Source organism: Nitratireductor sp. XY-223 (assembly GCF_004959855.1).
GTDB lineage: Bacteria > Pseudomonadota > Alphaproteobacteria > Rhizobiales > Rhizobiaceae > Hoeflea_A.
The window spans coordinates 1-19,701 of sequence record NZ_SPNT01000021.1; the positions used below are offsets into that span (position 1 = coordinate 1).

At 61.4% G+C, this 19,701-nt stretch carries 18 protein-coding genes and 1 pseudogene; 10 read left to right on the top strand and 9 right to left on the bottom strand.

The window, feature by feature from the left end; translation table 11 throughout:
• Positions 1-98: 98 nt before the first annotated feature.
• The 5 genes and pseudogenes from E4M07_RS27180 to E4M07_RS27200 all read right to left on the bottom strand — a co-directional run.
• Positions 99-272: pseudogene (locus E4M07_RS27180) on the bottom strand (S-(hydroxymethyl)glutathione dehydrogenase); the annotation flags it as partial.
• A gap of 103 nt (positions 273-375) precedes the next feature.
• Positions 376-1,044, bottom strand: a complete 669-nt coding sequence (locus E4M07_RS27185; protein WP_136661561.1) for a glutathione S-transferase family protein — start codon at positions 1,042-1,044, stop codon at positions 376-378.
• An 8-nt stretch (positions 1,045-1,052) separates the two neighbouring features.
• Entirely contained in the window at positions 1,053-2,777 is a 1,725-nt protein-coding gene (locus E4M07_RS27190; protein ID WP_136661562.1) for a Rieske 2Fe-2S domain-containing protein, read from the bottom strand.
• A 24-nt stretch (positions 2,778-2,801) separates the two neighbouring features.
• Entirely contained in the window at positions 2,802-3,698 is an 897-nt protein-coding gene (locus E4M07_RS27195) for an aromatic ring-hydroxylating dioxygenase subunit alpha (RefSeq protein WP_136661563.1), read from the bottom strand.
• Between the two features lie 26 nt (positions 3,699-3,724).
• Positions 3,725-4,576 carry an aromatic ring-hydroxylating dioxygenase subunit alpha gene (locus tag E4M07_RS27200; RefSeq protein WP_136661564.1) on the bottom strand — a complete coding sequence of 284 codons (852 nt, stop codon included), beginning with the start codon at positions 4,574-4,576 and terminating at the stop codon, positions 3,725-3,727.
• Between the two features lie 228 nt (positions 4,577-4,804).
• Between E4M07_RS27200 and E4M07_RS27205 the strand changes: the two genes are divergently transcribed.
• The 8 genes from E4M07_RS27205 to E4M07_RS27240 all read left to right on the top strand — a co-directional run bounded on the left by E4M07_RS27205 (position 4,805) and on the right by E4M07_RS27240 (position 13,368).
• Positions 4,805-5,512 (top strand): GntR family transcriptional regulator, encoded by a 708-nt coding sequence (locus tag E4M07_RS27205; RefSeq protein ID WP_136661565.1) that lies wholly within the window; start codon positions 4,805-4,807, stop codon positions 5,510-5,512.
• 82 nt (positions 5,513-5,594) lie between these two features.
• Positions 5,595-6,689, top strand: coding sequence for a BMP family ABC transporter substrate-binding protein (locus E4M07_RS27210; protein ID WP_136661566.1), 1,095 nt, complete (start codon positions 5,595-5,597; stop codon positions 6,687-6,689).
• 77 nt (positions 6,690-6,766) lie between these two features.
• On the top strand, positions 6,767-8,314 hold the full coding sequence (locus E4M07_RS27215; RefSeq protein WP_136661567.1) for an ABC transporter ATP-binding protein: 1,548 nt from the start codon (positions 6,767-6,769) through the stop codon (positions 8,312-8,314).
• On the top strand, positions 8,304-9,374 hold the full coding sequence (locus E4M07_RS27220) for an ABC transporter permease (protein ID WP_136661568.1): 1,071 nt from the start codon (positions 8,304-8,306) through the stop codon (positions 9,372-9,374). The genes E4M07_RS27215 and E4M07_RS27220 overlap by 11 nt, the downstream gene beginning before the upstream one ends.
• Positions 9,374-10,294: an ABC transporter permease gene (locus tag E4M07_RS27225; RefSeq protein ID WP_136661569.1), complete on the top strand. Its 921-nt coding sequence runs from the start codon at positions 9,374-9,376 to the stop codon at positions 10,292-10,294. The genes E4M07_RS27220 and E4M07_RS27225 overlap by 1 nt, the downstream gene beginning before the upstream one ends.
• A 207-nt stretch (positions 10,295-10,501) precedes the next feature.
• Positions 10,502-11,623 carry an extracellular solute-binding protein gene (locus tag E4M07_RS27230; RefSeq protein ID WP_169054433.1) on the top strand — a complete coding sequence of 374 codons (1,122 nt, stop codon included), beginning with the start codon at positions 10,502-10,504 and terminating at the stop codon, positions 11,621-11,623.
• The gene (locus E4M07_RS27235) at positions 11,620-12,336 is read left to right on the top strand and encodes an SDR family NAD(P)-dependent oxidoreductase (protein ID WP_136661571.1); all 717 of its coding nucleotides are present in this window, start codon (positions 11,620-11,622) and stop codon (positions 12,334-12,336) included. The genes E4M07_RS27230 and E4M07_RS27235 overlap by 4 nt, the downstream gene beginning before the upstream one ends.
• A gap of 3 nt (positions 12,337-12,339) precedes the next feature.
• Positions 12,340-13,368, top strand: coding sequence for an alcohol dehydrogenase catalytic domain-containing protein (locus E4M07_RS27240; protein ID WP_136661572.1), 1,029 nt, complete (start codon positions 12,340-12,342; stop codon positions 13,366-13,368).
• 4 nt (positions 13,369-13,372) lie between these two features.
• Here E4M07_RS27240 and E4M07_RS27245 read toward each other — a convergent pair whose 3' ends face one another.
• Genes E4M07_RS27245 through E4M07_RS27260 form a run of 4 tightly spaced genes read right to left on the bottom strand, consistent with a single transcriptional unit; the run spans position 13,373 to position 17,276 of the window.
• Positions 13,373-14,341 (bottom strand): 3-hydroxyacyl-CoA dehydrogenase family protein, encoded by a 969-nt coding sequence (locus tag E4M07_RS27245; protein WP_206057417.1) that lies wholly within the window; start codon positions 14,339-14,341, stop codon positions 13,373-13,375.
• Positions 14,331-15,281: an MBL fold metallo-hydrolase gene (locus E4M07_RS27250; RefSeq protein WP_206057418.1), complete on the bottom strand. Its 951-nt coding sequence runs from the start codon at positions 15,279-15,281 to the stop codon at positions 14,331-14,333. Before E4M07_RS27250 ends, E4M07_RS27245 begins: the two co-directional genes overlap by 11 nt.
• 10 nt (positions 15,282-15,291) lie before the next feature.
• Positions 15,292-16,086: an enoyl-CoA hydratase-related protein gene (locus E4M07_RS27255; protein WP_136661573.1), complete on the bottom strand. Its 795-nt coding sequence runs from the start codon at positions 16,084-16,086 to the stop codon at positions 15,292-15,294.
• On the bottom strand, positions 16,086-17,276 hold the full coding sequence (locus tag E4M07_RS27260; protein ID WP_136661574.1) for a CoA transferase: 1,191 nt from the start codon (positions 17,274-17,276) through the stop codon (positions 16,086-16,088). The genes E4M07_RS27255 and E4M07_RS27260 overlap by 1 nt, the downstream gene beginning before the upstream one ends.
• A 146-nt stretch (positions 17,277-17,422) precedes the next feature.
• On the opposite strand from E4M07_RS27260, the gene E4M07_RS27265 reads away from it, so the two are divergent.
• On the top strand, positions 17,423-18,436 hold the full coding sequence (locus E4M07_RS27265) for a LacI family DNA-binding transcriptional regulator (protein ID WP_169054434.1): 1,014 nt from the start codon (positions 17,423-17,425) through the stop codon (positions 18,434-18,436).
• A 319-nt stretch (positions 18,437-18,755) separates the two neighbouring features.
• Complete coding sequence (locus E4M07_RS27270; protein ID WP_136661576.1) at positions 18,756-19,697, top strand: formylglycine-generating enzyme family protein; 942 nt, start codon at positions 18,756-18,758, stop codon at positions 19,695-19,697.
• The last annotated feature ends 4 nt before the right edge of the window (positions 19,698-19,701 follow it).

Consider the following 19,701-nt stretch of genomic DNA (forward strand, 5'->3'; position numbering starts at 1 on the left):
CTCCACAGACATGGCGCAGGATCGGGCGACAGCAACCAGGTTGACGACATGGCGCAGGCCGCCTAATCATGAAACCGCAACGCTGCCCGTTCCTTTTTCAACAGAGAACGGGACATCCCCTCGGCGCCGGAACGGGTGAACTCGTCGGTGTGGCAAAGACCGGTTGCCTTGATCTCGACAAGTACCTCGCCCCTTCGCGGACCTTCCAGGTTCACCTCCATGATTTCGAGTGGTTGGCCGGCTTCGACGGCAACGGCTGCTCTGGTGCGCATGGGAGTATCCTTCAGACTGTTATTGGAAACAGCACCCGGCAGAGGAGTTTGCTGGTTGGATCTGCCGGGTGCTGTGGTCGCTGACCAACGTCTTGATCAGCTGTTACGATGCCAGTTTGCTGTCTTCATCCGCGGCGGGTCCGGCCGGGAATACACCGGACATCACCGTAAAGCCCGGAATGCGCTTGAAACGGTCGCACCAGCGGCGGATAGCGGGATAGTCCATGCGGGATATTCCGCCCTCCTCGGACAGGATGATGTAGGGGAAACAGGCGATGTCGGCGATCGTCGGGTGATCGCCCGGACATATCCAGTCCTGTCCGGCCTCCTCTGCAAAGAAAAGGTGCTCATCGAGGATGCGGAACAGGCGATGGGCACCGGCTCGGCAGGCGCCAACATCGATGTGGGTGTAGAACAGCGCGTCATGCAAACGCGCCGCCGAGGCGGTGGCCGTGATTGCGTCGGCAAAGGCAAGCCACTGGGAAACCTGGCCGAGCAGATCGGGATTGTCCCGCGGATACCACTTGCCCGACCCGTCGTATTTCGAAGCAAGATAGACGAGGATTGCCTGCGCGTCCCTGAGGACGAGACCGTCATCGTCGATGACGGGCAACTGCCCGAGCGGGTTGATTTTCCGGAACGCTTCCGATTTGTGCCGATTGCCGGGATAGAAGTCGACGAGTTCCGACTCGTATTCCACGCCGAGAAAGGACATCAGCAGGCGCAGCTTGTAGCAGTTACCCGAAAGTTCGTAGTCGTAAAGTCTGATCATGGCGGACCTCAGATATCCAGGATGAGCCGATCGGATGCGGCACGCGAAACGCAGGTCATGATGGACTTGCCTTCCGCTTTTTCTTTGGGGCTCAGATAAACGTCCTGATGCAGGATTTCGCCCTCGATGACGCCACAGCGGCAGGTTCCGCACGCGCCCTGTTCGCAGGAACTCGACATGTTGATGCCGGCCTCGCGCAGCACGTCCAGAATTGTCTTGCCAGACGGCACCGTCAGGGTCATCGCCGAGCGCGCAAGATCGATCTCGAAGCTGGAGCTGTCGTCGCGTTCCGTCGTGTTCTTGAAGTATTCGAAATGGATGGCTTCGTCGGCCCAGCCGGCATCGGCGGCGATCTGCCGTGTCGCCTCGAGCATCGGGCCGGGACCGCAGATATAGACATGGCGGGCACGACCCGGGGACTTGAGGACATCGCGCAAGGTGTCGCCCGTCTCGCCGGGCGAGAGCCCTTCGTGAATGGTCACCGCATCGCCCATTTCGCCGAAGGCTTGATTGAAGGCGACGTGGGCTCCGGACTGAACGAAATAGTGGAACTCGAACCCCAGTCCCTGGCTGTTCAGCGTGCGTGCCATGGACAGCAGTGGCGTCACGCCGATGCCGCCCGCGACGAAAACCGTGTGGGTGGCGTCACGGCGAAGCGGAAAATTGTTGCGCGGCGCCGAAATCGCCAGGACATCGCCCTTGGCGACGCCGTCATGGATGGCGACCGATCCGCCTCTGCTGTCCGGCTCGCGCTTGACGCCGATCGTGTAGTGATCGGTCTCGCCGGGACCATTGGTCAACGAGTACTGGCGCACCAGGCCGTTCTGCAGGTGCACATCGATATGGGCGCCCGGCTGGAAGGTGGGCAACGGCCCCTTCAACGCCTCCAGCCGCAGGCTGACAATGCCCTCGGCCGTCATCGCCTTCTCGGTCACCTGGACGCGAAGCTCGGCCTGCCGGCCGTCTTCGCTGGCCGGCGGGATATCGACCAGGTCCTCGGACACTTTGGCAATGGTCACGACCATCGGCTCGGGTGTCTCCATTGAGGCGGCTGCGGCTTCGATGCGACTGCGCAACTCCTCCAGCAACCAGTTATGGTGCTTCAGTATCGCTACACGTTCGGCACCCTCCGAAGCCTGGTCGAGCAGGCCGCGAATGACCGAGTGATTGCTGTCGCACGGTTGGACGAAAAGGCGCACAGAAGGGCCGCCGGCCGCGGTAACGATCACCGAGCCGTCCGCCTCCTCACGGCTGGTACAGCCTTCGGCGAAAACGTAGTGCCGCAATTCCTGGGCGACCAGTTCCCGTGGCGCATTGACGGGTACGGGCCGCAGGACAGTAACCTCATCAAAACCCTCCATGTCCGGAAGTTCACCGGATGCCGTCTCGCCGGCCCAGACAAGGCCATGCACTTCCTGCGTTGGATAGCGGTGGTTGCAGATCGTGCGGGCCGGCGCATCGGCCGGATGGGCGGGGATGTAGGTGCAGCCGGCCGTGCGGTTGGCGTATCGCCAGCCGTGATACTGGCACTTCAGCTCCTTGCCGTCATTGATCCCGATCGAAAGGCGCACCCCCCGGTGCAGGCAGCGGTTCTCCCAAACATTGACGTAGCCGTCATCGGCGCGCCAGACGGCAAATTCGCGTCCCAGGAGCTTTGCCTGATATACATGGCGTTTCGGCAGGTCCGAGCTCGATGCGATCGGATACCAATGGCTGTGCATGTCGGTGGTCATCTGATTTTCCTGTCGAATTCCGGGTCACGCCGCTGCCGGGATCACACCGTAGGTAATCCCTTTCTTTGTCAGCCACCTGCGGTAAGCGATGGCGGATTTATCGGCGCGAATGGGTGTCTCGGCACGCGGATCCAGCGGAAGGCGCTTGGGATACTGGTTTTCCAGGATCGGCTTGTCCTGGCCGAAAATCGTTTGCTGGAACAGGCGGATGGCGGTGTCTTCGCTCGTTTCGTCAAGCAGTGTCAGCATCATGTGCGCCCGCACATGCTCCTGATCGACCGGCTGCACGAAGACGGCGATGACATCAAAGCGGCTCTCGTCCAGCGGACTGGATTTGTAAAGAACCGAACAATAGGGATGCGGGACCCTGTAGATATAGTCGACATCGGTGCCGCCGCTGGAGGCGGCCGCCGCCATCGGCTGAAAGAACTTGCAGTTCGTCGCGACGATCTCGTCGCGCTCCTCGGAAATCTCGACCTCGTATTCCCTGACCTCCGTATGCGGCTCGGCCCCGAGAATGTCGGTATGCACATAGGGAAAGTGCCCCATATCGAGGAAATTCTCGATCGCCCTCGGCGCCGAAACGTTGACGCCGAACGTGGCGGCGTGGATGTTCCGCCGGTCCTTCTCGCCATATTCAGGGATCGGAAAAAGGTCCGGGGGCGGCGTGCCGAATGAGGTCCAGACATATCCATAGCGCTCCAGCACCGGCAGGTGGTCGGCCGGGTCGGCCGGCAGCTCCGGTTCCGTCCGCGCGGGATAGGTCCAGACGACAGGGTCCCCGGTTTCGCTTCTGGTGAACGCGACTGGATCTTCCAGCAGCACCGTCGTTGAAATGGCACCGTCAACCGCTTCGTCGGCGGATGCGATCGCGTGCCACAGATCCAGTACGACCGGGTCCTTGCAGGTGAAACGAGACAAGCTTTTTCCTCCCGTGAAGTTTTGTGCTAGGCGGCGGGAATGGCGCCGTAGCTGACGCAATGGTCACGAAGCCATCTGCGGTAAAGGATTGCGACTTTGTCGGCGCGGATCGGCGTCTCGGCGCGCGGATCCAGAGGCAGCCGCTTCGGCAGCTGGTTTTCCAGGATCGGTTTGTCCTGCGCGAATATCAACTGCATGAACCAGCGGATATCCGGCTCGTTCATGCCCTCCTTCAGATAACACAGCATGTTGTGAACGACGCAGTCTTCCGGCCCGACCGGCTGAATGAACAGGACGATGTAGTCCTTGCGGTCCGGATAGGCCGGGTTGGTCTTGTAGAGCGACACGATATAGGGGCGATATACGCGGTACTTGTACTCGACCTCGATGCCGCCCTCCGCCGTTGGCGATGCTACCGGCTGATAGAAATAGCATTCGGTCGCGATGATCTCGTCGTCCGGCGTCAACTCGACCTGATAGGGCGCGACTTCCGTATGCGGCTCCTCGCCAAGCCAGCCGGTGTGCACGAAGGGAAAATGCCCCATATCGAGAAAGTTCTCGACAACCCGAAGTCCGGACGCCCTTACCGGGAACGAACCGCCGCTTACGACATAGCGATCCGCCTCGCCCGCTTCGGGGATCTCGATGATGTCGCGCGACGGGGTGCCGACGCAAACCCATACGAACCCGTATTTGATCTGACTGGGCAGGACACGACCCGTTTCCTTGTGCCTGACCTCGGCGCTTCCGTCTGCGCGCAGGTTGATATCGAGTTGCTGTTCAAAGAGTTCGGCAGATTGGCGGCTATGTTGCCTGAGGTGTTCCAGGTCTGCCACCACATGCCAGTCATCGAGAAGAATCCGGTCGTGGCACGTCATAGTGTGATCCCCTGTTATTTATATGCGTTATGCATTTTTGTTTTTATGGTAGGCAAAATGGGAAAGATTGCATACCAATCTCAAAAGGAAAGACTTTCAATTTTTCCTTGATAGTTATTTGCCGGTGGTCGCGTTAGTTTTTTGGTGCGGGATTGCGGGATGCGCAATACCGGCAGTTTTTGGGGCTCGTACCCTTAAGAGATATGATCAGAAGGTAGTACCATTGCGATGGGTAACCGTTCGGATGAGATATCCAAGGTAATCACCAGAGCCATCATCAATCGAAGGCTGACGCCCGGCTGCAAGCTGAGCGAGCAGGCGCTTGCGGATGTGTTCAACGTGAGCCGGGCCGTCGTCAGGCAGGCGCTGATCCGCCTCGCCGATGACGGGCTTGTCACCGTGGAACGGCACCGCGGCGCTTTCGTATCGCGGCCGAGCCACCGCGAGGCCATGGAAATCTACGACGCGCTGACCATGCTGGAACAGGGCGTCGCTGCACAGCTCTCGGGACGCCTCGACCAGCGGGGGTGGAGCGAGTTGCGGCATCACGTGGAGCTGCAGCACAAGGCGGTCGAAGAAGGCAATGACGAACTGGCGGATCAGCTCGGCTCGCATTTTCACGTCATCCTGGTGAAGCTGTCCCGCAACACCGTGGTTCAGGAAATGCATGCGCAGCTGATACGGCGCACGGCGCTGTTGAGGTCGCTGGTGGACAGCCGCTTCGACTATTGCGGCCTGCTGCACGACCATTCCGAAATCATCGACCTGCTGGAGGCGGGGCGGGTCGCCAAGGCGCAGGAGCTGATCGACACCCACCATCGCAATGTCGTCAAGGGCTACCTGATGGGCGAGAACACCGAGCAATCGATGAGTGTTCATGAAGCCCTGGAGCCTTACGTCAACGATGCGAAAACCCCGGTGAATGCAACAAGCTGAGGAGGACCACGCGAAATCGCGCACCGCACCCGACAAGGGAGCCAACAAACAAGAAAAACGCGAAACATGAGGGAGAGAGACAATGAAACGCGTAACCAGAAGAGATGTGCTGAAATACGGCTCGGCAGCGGGTCTGGCGGCCGGACTGTCCGGTCTGCCGTCCATCGGACAAGCCGCGGATGTATTGAAAGTCGGAGCGGTCTACGTATCGCCAGTCTCCGAGATCGGATGGACCAAACAGCACAGTCTCGGCATCGAAGCCATCCAGGAGGAATTCGGCGACAATGTCGAGGTAACCGTCATCGACAACATATTCCGCCCCCAGGATGCCGAACGCGTCTTTCGCGAACTGGCCGCCTCGGGCAATCACCTGATTTTCGGGACCAGCTTCTCGCACGGAACCCCGATGCAGAAAGTCGCGCCGCGCTTCCCCAAGGTGGCTTTCGAGCACTGTTCCGGCATCAAGCATCTGAAAAACCTCGGCACCTTCGAGGCCAAGTATTTTGAAGGCTGCTATGTGGCCGGCGTGCTCGCTGGCCATGTGTCGAAGTCCGCCAAGATCGGATTCATCGGCGGGTTCCCGATACCCGACATCGTCGGACCGGCAAACGCGCTGCTGCGCGGTGCGCAGAGCGTTAACCCGGACACCACCTGCAACGTCATCTTCCTGAACTCCTGGTTCGATCCGGGCAAGGAGAAGGAGGCGGCCAAGACGCTGGTCTCGCAGGGTTGCGATGTGATCTGCTCCATGACCGACACGGCCACCGGCGTCCAGGTCGCCGGCGAGAACGATGTCTGGTCGGTGGGCTATGCCAGCGACATGGCGAACTTCGGCAATGGCAAGCATCTGACCGCCTTCACCCTGAACTGGGCGCCGGTCTACGTTCAGGCCGCCAAGGATGTCGCCGCCGGCACCTGGCAATCCACGGAACGCTGGCAGGGACTGTCGGACGGCGTCGTTCGCATGTCGCCTTTCAACGCGGATCTGCCGGGCGAAGCCGTCAGCGCCGCGCAAAAGGCGCAGGACGAGATCATCGCCGGAACGCTGCACCCATTCGCGGGCGAGCTGAAGGATCAGGGCGGCGGTGTGAGGGTCGAAGCGGGCGGCGTCCTGTCGGATGGCGACATTCGCAGCTTTGACTGGTTCGTTGAAGGTGTGATCGGCAACCTCGGTTAGTTCCGCAAGATCACGCAATTCGCCCGGGCCGGCAAGTCCGGCTCGGGCGGCACCGTCCAGACAAAGGCAACCGCGCTATGACTCCACGCCTGCAACTTCGTGGCATCAGCAAGTCGTACCCAGGCGTTCTTGCAAATGATGATATCTCGCTCTCCGTACTGCCCGGCGAAATCCACGCCGTTCTGGGTGAGAACGGAGCCGGCAAAAGCACGCTGATGAAGATCATCTACGGAGCCACTCCGGCTGACGGCGGCCAGATTCTGTGTGACGGCCGGGAGGTGCCCGAACACGGACCCGCCGTCTCACGGGAACTGGGCATCGAAATGGTCTATCAGCACTTCGCGCTGTTCGAATCCATCACGGTCGTCGAGAACATCGCACTGTCGATGCCGGGCCGCATGGACCTGAAGGGCCTTGCCGTGAAGGTGCGGGAGGTTTCCGAGAAATACGGGCTTCCCATTGACCCGGACCGGCTGGTCCTATCCCTGTCCGTCGGCGAACGCCAAAGGGTGGAGATCGTGCGCTGCCTCCTGCGCCAGCCCAAGTTGCTCATCCTCGATGAGCCCACATCGGTCCTGACGCCGCAGGCCGTCCGCAAATTGTTCGAAACGCTGCGCAAACTCTCCGACGAGGGATGCAGCATTCTCTACATAAGCCACAAACTGGACGAGGTGCGCGAGCTGTGTCATTCGGCGACCGTGCTGCGCGGCGGCAGGGTGACCGGTGAAACGGATCCACGCACCACCACCTCCGCGGACCTGGCGCGCATGATGGTCGGCAGCGACCTGCCTGAAATGCTGCTCCAGCCATCCGAGTTGAGCACCGCGCCGCTTCTCAGCGTCGACAACCTCAACATGGCCTCCGAAAGCCATGTGGGCACCAGTTTGACGTCCATCAGGCTTGAAGCCTATGGCGGAGAAATCGTGGGTATCGCTGGTGTGTCCGGCAACGGTCAGGGTGAGCTGGCCGCCGCAATCAGCGGCGAGCGCATTGCCAGCGCTGCCGAGGACATTGTCCTGGAGGGCCGTCCGGTCGGTCATCTGGACGCCGGCCGCAGGCGCGACCTGGGCCTTGGTTTCGTTCCCGAGGAGCGGCTCGGACGCGGTGCCGTCCCTCCGTACGAATTGTCCGAGAACGCGCTGTTGACGGCGCATCGCAAGGGCATGGTGAAACACGGCATGGCGGACCGCAACAAGGCCCGGGATTTCACCATGCAGGTCATCGACAAGTACAGCGTCAAGGCCCATGGCCCCGACGCCAAGGCACACGGCCTGTCTGGCGGCAATCTTCAGAAATTCATCATGGGACGCGAGATCGAGCTCTCGCCCAAGGTGCTGCTGGTATCGCAACCCACCTGGGGGGTCGACGTCGGCGCCGCGGCATATGTTCGCCAGACCCTCATCGACCTCAGCCGCAGCGGCCGGGCCGTCATCGTCATTTCCGAGGAGCTTGAGGAGTTGTTCGAGATCTGCGACCGGCTCTACGTCATCAGCAATGGCGCGCTGTCGCAATCGCTCAACCGCTCCGAGACCAATGTCGAGGAGATCGGGCTGCTTATGGCCGCGACCGGTTCGAGGGATCAGGACGCCGAACAGCGCGCGGAGGATATGAAATATGCTGTTTAAAGTGGAGGCCCGCCAGGAACCCTCGCGCAAGATGGCTCTCGCGGCACCGCTGATTGCGACCGGCCTGACCGTCGTCATCAGCTCCCTTTTCTTTCTGTCGCTCGGTCTCAATCCGTTCGTGACGCTCTATACGTTCTTCGTCCAGCCGCTGACGACGATGAACGGCATTTCAGAATGGCTGCTCAAGGCTTCGCCGCTGATACTGATCGCCTGCGGCCTTGCGGTCGCCTTCAGGGCGAATGTCTGGAACATCGGGGCAGAGGGCCAACTGATCATGGGCGCGATCGCCGCGGCCGGTGTCGGTCTGTTCTCGCCGTTCCAGGAAAGCATCTTCCTTCTGCCGCTCATGGTGGTCTGCGGCATGCTTGCCGGCGCCGCCTGGGCCGCTATCCCGGCGTTCCTCAAGGCCAGGATGAACACCAACGAGATCCTGGTGACGCTCATGCTGACCTATGTGGCGACGCTGATCCTGTCCTATCTGGTGCACGGCCCCTGGCGCGATCCCGACGGCTTCAACTTCCCGCAGACGGCGCTGCTTCCCTATGCCGGCATGTTCGAGGTCTTTGATTATTCATACCGCCTCAACACCTCGATATTCTTTACCGTTGTCGCCGTAATTCTGGCCTGGCTGTTCATGGAGCGCAGCTTCCTCGGCTACAAGATGGCTGTTGGTGGCGTGGCGCCGGCAGCGGCGCGTTTTGCGGGCTTCAAGAGTTCGTCCTCGATCTGGGTCGGATTGCTGGTATCGGGTGCGACCGCGGGCCTGGCCGGCATGACCGAAGTATCCGGACCGCTCGGGCAATTGTCGTCGCAGATTTCCCCCGGATACGGCTTCGCGGCGATTATCGTCGCCTTCATCGGCCGGCTGAATGCCTTCGGCATCGTCCTTGGCGGACTGCTTCTGTCGCTACTCTACCTGGGCGGCGAAACCGTGCAATTGTCCCTCGGCCTGCCGTCCTCCATCGCGCTCATCTTCCAGGGAATGCTGCTGTTCTTCCTGCTGGCCAGCAACTTCCTGATCAACTTCCGCATTCGCGCAATTGCAGTGAGGGCCCACTGATGGAGCTGTTTATCTCGATCTTCGTGGCGACGATTGTTGCGGCGACGCCTCTCGTTTTTGCCGCCCTTGGCGAACTTGTCGTTGAAAAATCAGGCGTCCTGAACCTCGGCATCGAGGGGATGATGCTGGTCGGCGCAGCATTTGGAGTCTGGGCGCATTTCGCCGGGCTTTCGATGCCTGTTGCCCTGTTGACCGCCGTGCTGTCCGGTGCTGTGGTGTCCTTGCTGTTCGGCGTGCTGGCGCTGACTTTCATGACCAATCAGTATGCGGCCGGGCTGGCGCTGGCTATTTTCGGCACCGGCGTGTCGGCCTTTGTCGGCCGCGGTTTCGGCAGCACACCGGTGGAGGCGATCCAGCCGCTGCATTTTCCGGTGCTCTCGGACATTCCGGTGATCGGACCGATGCTCTTCCAGTTCGATCCGCTCGTCTATTTCTCCTTCGTCATGTTCGCGCTGGTCACTTGGTTCCTGTACAGGACGAAGGCCGGCCTTGCCCTGCGCGCCATCGGTGAAAGCCCGGACTCCGCCCACGCCATCGGATATCCGGTCATCAAGATACGCTATCTGGCCGTGATGTTCGGCGGCGCCATGGCCGGTCTCGGCGGTGCCTATCTGTCGCTGGTCTACACGCCGCTGTGGGTGGAGAACATGACGGCCGGGCGCGGCTGGATATCGCTTGCGCTGGTGGTTTTCGCCGCCTGGCGGCCGCTGCGCGTCATGATCGGCGCCTGGTTGTTCGGCGGCATGACCATATTGCAGCTGCAAGGCCAGGCAATGGGCGTGTCGGTCCCGTCCGAGGTCCTGTCCGCTCTACCCTATCTCGCCACCATCGTGGTTCTCGTGCTGATTTCGCAAAACCGCAAGGCCATGGCTCTGGATTTTCCGGTTTCCCTCGCCCAGCCGTTTCGACCGCGCGGGTGACTTGGGCGGCCCGCCCTCAATTGCCGGCAACCCATGCCATGGGGTGACTACACCGTCTCTCAGCGCGCGTCGTAGACCAGGCAGAAACCCTGATGCAAGGCGGTGCTGCCCGGCATACAATGCCAGTTGGTAAATCGCTTTACCATCAAGAAATTCGGTGTATATTGAAACGCATTCGAGATGATCAACAACAGCTCAGGCGTTCGAATGCTCAAAGGCATGACATGGGACCACCCGCGCGGATACACAGGCCTCGAAGCCGCCTCCGCGCGCTATGAAAAGGAACACGGCATTTCCATCTCATGGGATCGCCGCAGCCTGCAGGCCTTCGCCGATGCCTCCATTTCGAAGCTGGCGGATGACTACGATCTGATTGTCCTTGATCATCCGCATGTCGGCCAGATAGCTGACTCGGCGTGCCTGCATGCGCTGCCGTTTCCGGATGACGCGGACCAGTGTTCGCTCGGCGGCAGTCTCGAAAGCTATGTCTGGCGAGAAAAACTCTGGGCCTATCCCGTCGACGCCGCTTGCCAGATGGCGGTCAAACGCCCGGATCTGTGCCGCGTCGTATTGCCCGACTGGGAGGCCACCCTCAATGCCGGGCCGAAGGACTACCGGTTGGTCACCGCCCTCCTGCCCGTCGATTCATGCTGCATGTTCATGACGCTGGCCGCCGGACAGGGCGAAGAGGACCTGCCCTATTCGGAAGACGCCTTTGCATCGAAAGACTGTGGGACGCTGGCCCTCAAGGTGCTCAAGGCGCTGTACAGGCTCGGCCCCTCGGAAGCCGTGTCCTGGAATCCGATCAAGGTCCTGGAGGCGATGGCGGCGACCGACGAATTTGCCTATTCGCCCTGTCTCTTCGGCTATATCAACTATGCCCGGCCCGGCTTTAAGCCCAACCGGCTCGAATACACCGATCTGCCGAGCTTCAGGGGAAGCTCCGTGAAGAGAGGCATCCTCGGCGGCGCCGGCATCGGTGTGTCGGCAAAGACTACCGAATTGGACCGGGCCGTCGATTTCGCCCGCTGGATCACTTCCGAGGCCGTCCAGTCGGGAATCTATCTCGAAAACGAAGGCCAGCCGGCGCATTTGCAGACGTGGCGCAAAAAGGGTTCTGATCCCGATTACGCCGGCTTTCTTTCCGGCGGCCTGCACACGATGGAAAATGCCTGGACCCGTCCGCGCGATGTCTGGTTCCTCGGGTTCATTGACGATCTCTGCGAGGTCTTCCCGGATTTCTTCATCAAGGATCTGGATGAATCCGCATTCCTGGAAACCATCAACAAACTCTATCGCCACCATCGGGCCCGGGGGGAAGAACAATGAAGACGGCAATCGTCACCGGCGGCAACAAGGGTCTTGGCCTCGCCCAGACGAAGAAGTTCCTCGACGAAGGCCTCCGCGTTTATGTGGTCTCGCGAAGCGAGGGCGAAATTGCAACGCTCGAGGGAGATGTTGTCTTTCATCCGCACGATCTCAGCGACTGGAGAGATGTGGGTTATCTCGACCGGATTTCATCGGAGGCCGGCGGTATCGACATACTCGTGAACAATGCCGGCGCCCACCTCAAGAAGCCTGCATGGGACGTGAAGGGCGACGAACTGGAAACGGTGCTGGACCTGAACGTCAAGGCCATGTTCGCCGCCTGCGGACGCTATGTCGAACTGCAGAAGGAGAAAGGCGGGGCAATCGTCAATATCTCGTCCATGGGCGGGCTTTTGGCCCTGCCCTCGGCGGCCGCCTACGTCACCGCCAAGACGGCGGTCATCGGCCTGACCCGGTCGATCGCCGTCGATGCCGCCCCCTACGGCATACGGTGCAATGCGGTCGCGCCGGGCTTTATCGACACCGACATGACCCGCGCGATCCTCGAGAAGGACCCGGCAAGGCGCGCCAAGATCGAAGGGCGCATCCCGGGCGGCAAGTTCGGACTACCCGAAGACGTCGCCAACGCCGTCTATTTTCTGTCGTCCGGCCAGGCCGCGCATGTAAGCGGCGTCGTTCTGCCCGTCGACGGCGGGTTTTCCGTCGGGTTCTGAGCAATGGGCTATACCCGATCCCTCCTCACAGCCGCCCGGTCGATCGCCATTGAAGAGGCCGACCTGCCTGGCGAGATAGCCCCGGATCACATGCGTCTGCGCCTCGCCACGGCCAGTATCTGCGGTACGGACATGCATTATTTCCGCCACTTCGCCAATGCCGGCTTCACGCTCGATTATCCGGTGACGCTCGGCCACGAGGCCTGCGCCTATGTGGAGGATGCGAACGGTCACGGGTTTGCGGCGGGCGCACTGGTCGCCATCAATCCGGTGATCGAATGCGGGACATGTGAAAAGTGCCGCAGCGGCGACATCAACATGTGCCCGGACAAACGGTTTCCGGGCTCCGCCACCACCAAGCCGCATATTGACGGCTTCTTTCGGAACTATTTCGATTTTCCGGCCCGGTGCTGCCGAACCGTGTCCAAAGGGGTCGATCCGGATCACCTGACTTTCGCCGAGCCTCTGGCTTGCGCCATGCACTGCGTCAACCGCGCCGGCGTCGACCGGCAAACGAAAGTACTGGTGACCGGTTGCGGGCCGATGGGCCTCCTTGCGGTCGTCGGCTGCAGGGCCAGGGGCGCACAGATCCACGTGACCGACCTCAAACAGGGTGCCATCGACGCCGCGCGCGCCGTCGGCGCAAGCAAGGGATATGTTATCGGCCGGGACGATCTCACAGAACTGTCAAACCGTTATGACGTGGTGATCGAGGCCAGCGGTTCGCCGCACGGCTACAACCAGGCGCTGGACGCCGCGCGTAAACAGGGGGTCGTTGCCGTGCTGTCGCTGATCCAGCCGACCGACGTGCCGATCAATCTGCACCTCAACGCGCTCAAGGAAATCACCTCGACCGGCTCAATTCTGTTCACCCGCGAGTTCGACGACGCGGTTGACCTGATTGAATCGGGAGATGTCGATTTCGACAGCCTTGTCGCCGGCCGGTTCGGCGTAGCGGAGACGCTCGCCGCTTGCGAATTGATGGCCTCCGGGGAGGCCGTGGGCAAGGTTCTGATCAAGCCGTCCGCGTGATGTTCTACCGGTCGAGTTTCACCTCGCCGCCGGCCTGGATTTTGACCCGGCGCACGATTTCCTCGTCGCGCTGGCGTTTGAACTCTTCGGGGTCGCGCTCCGACCAGTCGTAGAATCCCTTGCCGCCGCGCATGCCGGTGTGCCCCTCGGCGAACAACGCGCCGACGGGCGTCTCCGCCGGGTCCGACACGTTGGAAAGGTCCGCCCATACGGCCTTGGCGGCGGCGCCGTTCATCAGGTCGAGACCGGCGAGATCTGCGTGCTCGAAGGCGCCCATGGCTGGGAGCCGTGCGGCATAGCCTTCCTTCAATATCGTGTCGCAGGCCTCCGGCGTGACCAGTCCCCTGCCCACCAGCGACGCGAATTCCCGCAGCACCGCATGCTGGATACGTGCCCACAGGAAACCCGGTATGTCGGGGCACAGGACCGGGGTCTTGCCGCTGTCGCGCATCAGTTGCGTTGTGAGGTCTATCGCCGCTTGTCCCGAGTCCTTGCCCGGAACGATCTCTACAAGCTTCACGAGATGGGCGGGCTGCGCGTAATGCGCGACGCAGAAGTTCCGCGGCCGCCCCAACGCCGTTTGCAGCGCCGTCGCGCTCAGGGCCGACGTGGTGGAGGAGAGAACGGCATCGGACGCCGACAGTTCCTCGGCCGCCCGCAGGAGGCTTTGTTTTATGGCCAATTCCTCGGCAACGGCCTCGATGACGAAACCGGCACCGGCAACCGCGTCACCCAGGTTGTCGGTGGTCGATATTCGGGCCTGCACGTCCGGCTTTGAGCCAGCGTCGGCGAGCCCTGCCGCCGCGAGAAAATCGAATGCCTCACCCATGCGCGCTTCAGCGTCGGCGAGGCTCTCCTTCCGGCGTCCCCAAAGCCTTACCCGCGCACCCCCGAGTGCAAGGGAAAGCGCAATCTGCGCGCCCATTGTGCCGGCGCCGAGCACCGCGCAAACCGGCAGTTGCTTATCCGACATAATACCAGCCGTCGCCTTCCTTCCTGGCCAGCCCCTTGGCCGCGAAGTCCTTCAGGCTGGCATCGATCGAGACCAAGGCACGCCATTCGCGCACCATGTCCTGGTCATCACAGCATTTGTCGCGCAGCTCGGCAAATGTGATGCCAGGATTTGCCTTGATGTGGGTGGTCATGGAACGTTCGACCTGGTCCACCCGCCGGCGGCAATCGTCGACCAGTTCCTTCGTCTCGGATGCGTTTTTCACCTCGTCATGGGCAAAGAGGACGGCCTGGACGTCACGCTCCGTCAGGAAATTCTCGATCTTGTCGAAGGTCGCCCGCATCACGTTCGGGTCCTCGTAAAGATAGAGCACCGGATTGAATGGCGGCAGCAGCGGATCGGCGATGACCAGCGTCCTCGTGGAATGCTCGAAGAAACCGACCTCGGCCATCGAATGTCCGAGCACCTCGACCGTCTCCAGAACCACGCCGCCGCCGAGATCGATCAGTTCTCCGTCGCGGATGAATTCGTCGATCGGTCCCTCGGTCGGCCCCATCCAGTCGAGATATTCCGCGTTAAGGTCGAATTGCTCGCCCTCCGGAAAGGCGTGCACGATCGCCTTGGCATTGAGCATGTTGTCGGCCACCCGGTCCGCCCGTCCCGGATGGCCGAGGATCATGCAGCCGGTCTCGGCCTTCAGCCAGCCATTGTTGCCCACATGATCCATGTGTTCGTGGGTCAGCAGCAGCAGATCCAGATCCCCGCGGTCGATGCCAAGCTCGTCGAAAGCCTGCTCCAGGGCCGGCAGGCCGCCGTAGAGCCCGCTGTCGATCAACGCGATCCTGTCCGCGCCGCGGACGAAAAAGACGCGCGTCGCGGTCTTGCCCTCGTGATCGCCCGGCAGGCCCATCGACACCGTTGCGAATGGACCCGACTGATAGCTGATGACAGATTGACTCATTGTTTCTCCTTCAACGCCCTTTGAATTCCGGATCGCGTTTTTCCAGAAAGGCAGCGATGCCCTCCTTGCCGTCCTGCGTGGCGAAAAGCCCGCCAAGCACGCGCTGTTCGAAAGTCAGCCCCGCGGAAAGCGCGGTGTCGAGACCATCATCGATTACGCGTTTGCCCTCCGCCAGGGCAATCGGTGCCTGGGCTGCCAGCGTCTCGGCGAGTACGAGGGCACGGCCCATCAGTTCGTCCGGCGCGCAGCATTCGAGCGCGGCGCCGTAGTCAACCGCCTCCTGCGCCGTGATCATGCGGCCGGTGAGCAGCATCTCCTTGGCCCGCATCGGCCCTACAAGACGCGGCAGGCGCTGGGTTCCGCCACCGCCGGGCAAGAGGCCGAGCTTGATTTCCGGCAGTCCCAATTTCGTCTTCTCGTTGACGAGGATGAAGTCGCAGCACATCGCCAGTTCGAATCCCCCGCCCAGCGCATAGCCGTTGACCGCGCAGATGGTGATCTGCGGCAATGCCGCTATGGCGTCGAATGTCTGGCGCGAGCGGCGCTGGAAATCATCGAACACAGTCTGCCCGACACCATGATATCCGGCAATGTCGGCGCCGGCGACGAAGCCGCGCCCCGTTCCGGTGACAACGAGCGCCCGGACAGCCTCCTTCCGGGCGGCGAGGTCTGTAGCAAACGCACCGATTGCCTCCATGATCTCAAAATTCAGTGCGCCGAGAGACTCTTCCCGGTCTATGCGCAACACCTCGACGGCGCCCCTGCGTTCAAGCGCCAGATGAGGATGCAGACGTTCCTCGGCCATTACAGTGCTCCTGCCGCGCGCAGCTTTTCGACCACCTCGCTCCCCAGCATTTCCCCAAGCACTTCATCGGTGTGCTCGCCCACCTGTGGCGGCACGAAGCGCAGCGACACCGGCGTTCCGCTCATGGTGATCGGATTGGCAATTGCCTTGATCTTTCCGGCCTTCGGATGATCCATTTCGACAAGACGGGGCGAATCGAGCGCGACCAGTTCGTCGAGCGCCTCCTTTGAGTTGCGTATCGGGGCCGCCCAGACATCGGCGGCCTCGAAAATCTCCATCAGTTCAGCGGTGGTCCTTTTCGATGTGCCGGCATCGATCCGCTGCTTGGTTTCGTCGCGCTGCGACCAGGGATCGAGGTCCGCCAGCCCCTCGTCGCCAAGGAGTTCAGCCAGCGTCTCCAGCGGGCACATGGCGATGGCGATCCATCCGTCGGCAGTCGGGCAGGCACCGTAGGGCGCGTCGTTCCAGCACGAGGCAACGCCGGCTTCGGAGCGGTTGAGTTCGATGCCCTGGTTGAGAACGGCGAAGTTCTCCTGCCCCATCAGATTGAGCGTCGCCGAATAGAGGTTCGTTTCGACCTTCTGGCCGACGCCGTGCCTGTCGCGGGCCAAAAGGGCTCCCAGGATACCGATGGCGAGCGCCTGGCTGGCGGCAAAATCGGCGATCGGCGTGCCACAGGCTGTCGGCGGGTCGCCCGCCCTTCCGGTATTGAACATCACGCCGCTCATGGCCTGTACAAGCAGATCCTGGCCCGGCCAGCCCTTCTCAGCCAGGTAGCTGCCGGCGCCCCAGCCCGAACCCGAGGCATATATGATCCTGGGATTGGCGGCACTGAAGTCGTCATAACCCAGTCCGAGGCGGTCCATCACACCGGACCGGAAATTCTCGACCACGACGTCGCAATGGCTGGCCATTTCGATCAGCGCGTCCCGCCCTTCCGGGCTCTTCAGATCGACCGTCACGGACCGTTTGTTGCGGTTGAAGGAATGAAATGCGGCGCTGTCGCCGCCGACAAGCTGACCGATCATCGGCATGGAGCGCATCCATTCGCCCTTGCCGGGGCGCTCGATCTTGATGACGTCGGCGCCCAGATCGGCCAGCGTCTGCGTGCACAGCGGCCCCAGCATCATCTGGGTGAAGTCAAGCACGCGAATGCCCTCCAGTGCCTGTTTGCCTTGATGCTCGGTCATGACCGTTCCTTCCCAATCGAGGCGGATTCCCGGTTGTTTCCACCGTAAGAGATTTGGTAATACGTTTTACCAATTATTGGATTGCGTTTGCGCTGCTTGTCAACCCGGTGTTATGAAAATACCGATTCTGCAGCTTGGAGCGGCCATTGACGACTCTTTCAGATATCGCAAAAGTTGCGGGTGTTTCGTCTGCGGTCGTCTCGCGGATCGTCAATGACGACAAGACGCTGCGCGTCAGCGAGGAAACGCGCCAGCGCGTGCTCAAGGCCGTCGAAGAGCTCGATTATGCACCCAACATAGCCGCGCGGACGCTCAGATCAGCCAAGTCCGGGCTGATCGCCATGGTCGTGCACGATGTCACCAACCCCGTTTATGCAGAGATCATGCGCGGCGCGCAGACGGCAGCCGGCGACAACAACCGGGCGCTTCTGCTGTTCGACGCCTCGGCGACAGAACAAAGCGCGTCACGCCTGGTCGACATCATCGGCGGCAGCGGAATCGACGGGATGATCATCCAGAGCGCCGGCGGCATTCCGGAACGCGTGCTGGCCAGGGCGGCGAGGCAGAAGGTGCCGACGGTTCTTTTGCAGGCGGATCTGGATGCCGAGGCGCACCTGATATGCCTGCCCGACGAGGGCGCGAGTGAAATTGCCACCAATCACCTGATCGAACTTGGTCACCGGCAAATCGGTTGCCTGTCCACCGCCCGGGACATGACGTTTTCTCGCCGGCGGCTGGACGGTTGGAAAAAGGCGATGGCCGCCGCCGGGATCGATCATGGCGCGGGTCAGATCGTCTATTGCAGTTCGGACATGGAAAGCGGCCGGACCGGATGTGCACAATTGCTCGATGCCAATCCCGAATTGACGGCCGTGGTGTGCTTCAACGTCATGGCCGCCGTCGGGGCGATGAAGGAAATCTGGTCGCGCAACCTTGATATTCCGGGCGACATTTCGGTCGTTGCCATCCACGACGTGAGTTTCGCCGAGTTTCTCAAGGCACCCCTTACAACGGTCGCGATGCCGCTCTTCGAACTGGGCAAGCGCGCCGTGGAAATCGCGATAGACGGCACACGGCCAAAAGGCACGTCGACAATAGACAATGCCGAGCCCGAACTCATCATGCGCGCCAGCACCGCTGGGCCGAAGACAGCACGCTGATCGTCCCCTTCCGGGCATGGACACGCATCAGCACATCCACAACACTCGTGCATTTTTATTTGGGTAAAACGCTATATCAACCCGATTTTCCGTGTTTATAGTGAGTGCGACGGCTCCTGGAATTTATGGCTCGGAGGCGGCCAATCTGGAAATTCGGCAAGCAAATAGCGCGGAAAAAACGGGTGAAAGCGGAGGAACGCGGGATGGAAAATGGCGTAATCTTGCGAGATGTCGTGAAGTTGCCGGACGTCAAGCTCGTCGCGCCGGGCGTGATCACCCATGCGAGTTCGGTCGTGGATGAAGAAAGGCAGTCTTCGGGATGAAAAGCTGCGGCTGTAATCCGGTGTTCGAAAGATCTGCGGTGCGCGGGCGCAGTCCGGCGGTTCTTTCCTCGCAAGAGTCCCCGGCAACCCTGCGGCAATCGGCAGTTAGTGTTCCCGGCGGCCGGTCGCTGCTGGGCACAAACCGGCCGGTTCTGACAGCCGACGGCGAAGGCCCCCTCAGAACGACCAGGGTGAAGCCATTCCGGATCGAACCGACCGCGGTTACCAACGCACGGTTCGAAGCCTTCGTCACCGCGACCGGCTATGAAACCGATGCCGAGAAGCTCGGGTCTTCCTTTGTATTCGAGAACTTCCTGCCTGCAGCGGAGCGCGATAAGCCGAGAGTCGCCGCTGCGCCGTGGTGGTGCGAGGTTGAAGGTGCCTGCTGGCGCGAACCCTGCGGTCCCGGCAGTGCGGATCTGCGTGAACCGGACCATCCGGTTGTTCACATCTCCTGGCATGACGCAGGCTCATTCGCATCGTGGGCCGGCGGCCGGTTGCCAAGCGAAGCCGAATGGGAACACGCCGCCCGCGGGGGCCTCGGCGATGTGCGGTTTCCCTGGGGCGACGAAGAACCCGACGATGTCGGCCACTTCCCGTGCAACATATGGCAGGGAACGTTTCCGGAAATAGACCTGGCGCTCGATGGCTTTGCGGGGCTGGCCCCGGCACAATCCTTTGCCCCGAACGGCTACGGTTTGTTCAACATGGTCGGCAATACGTGGGAATGGACCTCGGAGCCGTTCAAGGTCCGGTCGCTGAAGAAATCTGCTCGGGTCACCCATGCCGGCGCGCGCGGATACAAGCTGGTCAAGGGCGGCTCGTTCCTGTGTCATGCAAGCTATTGCTACCGCTACAGGATCGCAGCGCGCAGTGGCACGTCACCGGACAGTTCCACATCGCACACCGGTTTTCGCCTTGTCTACGACATGGATTAGACGG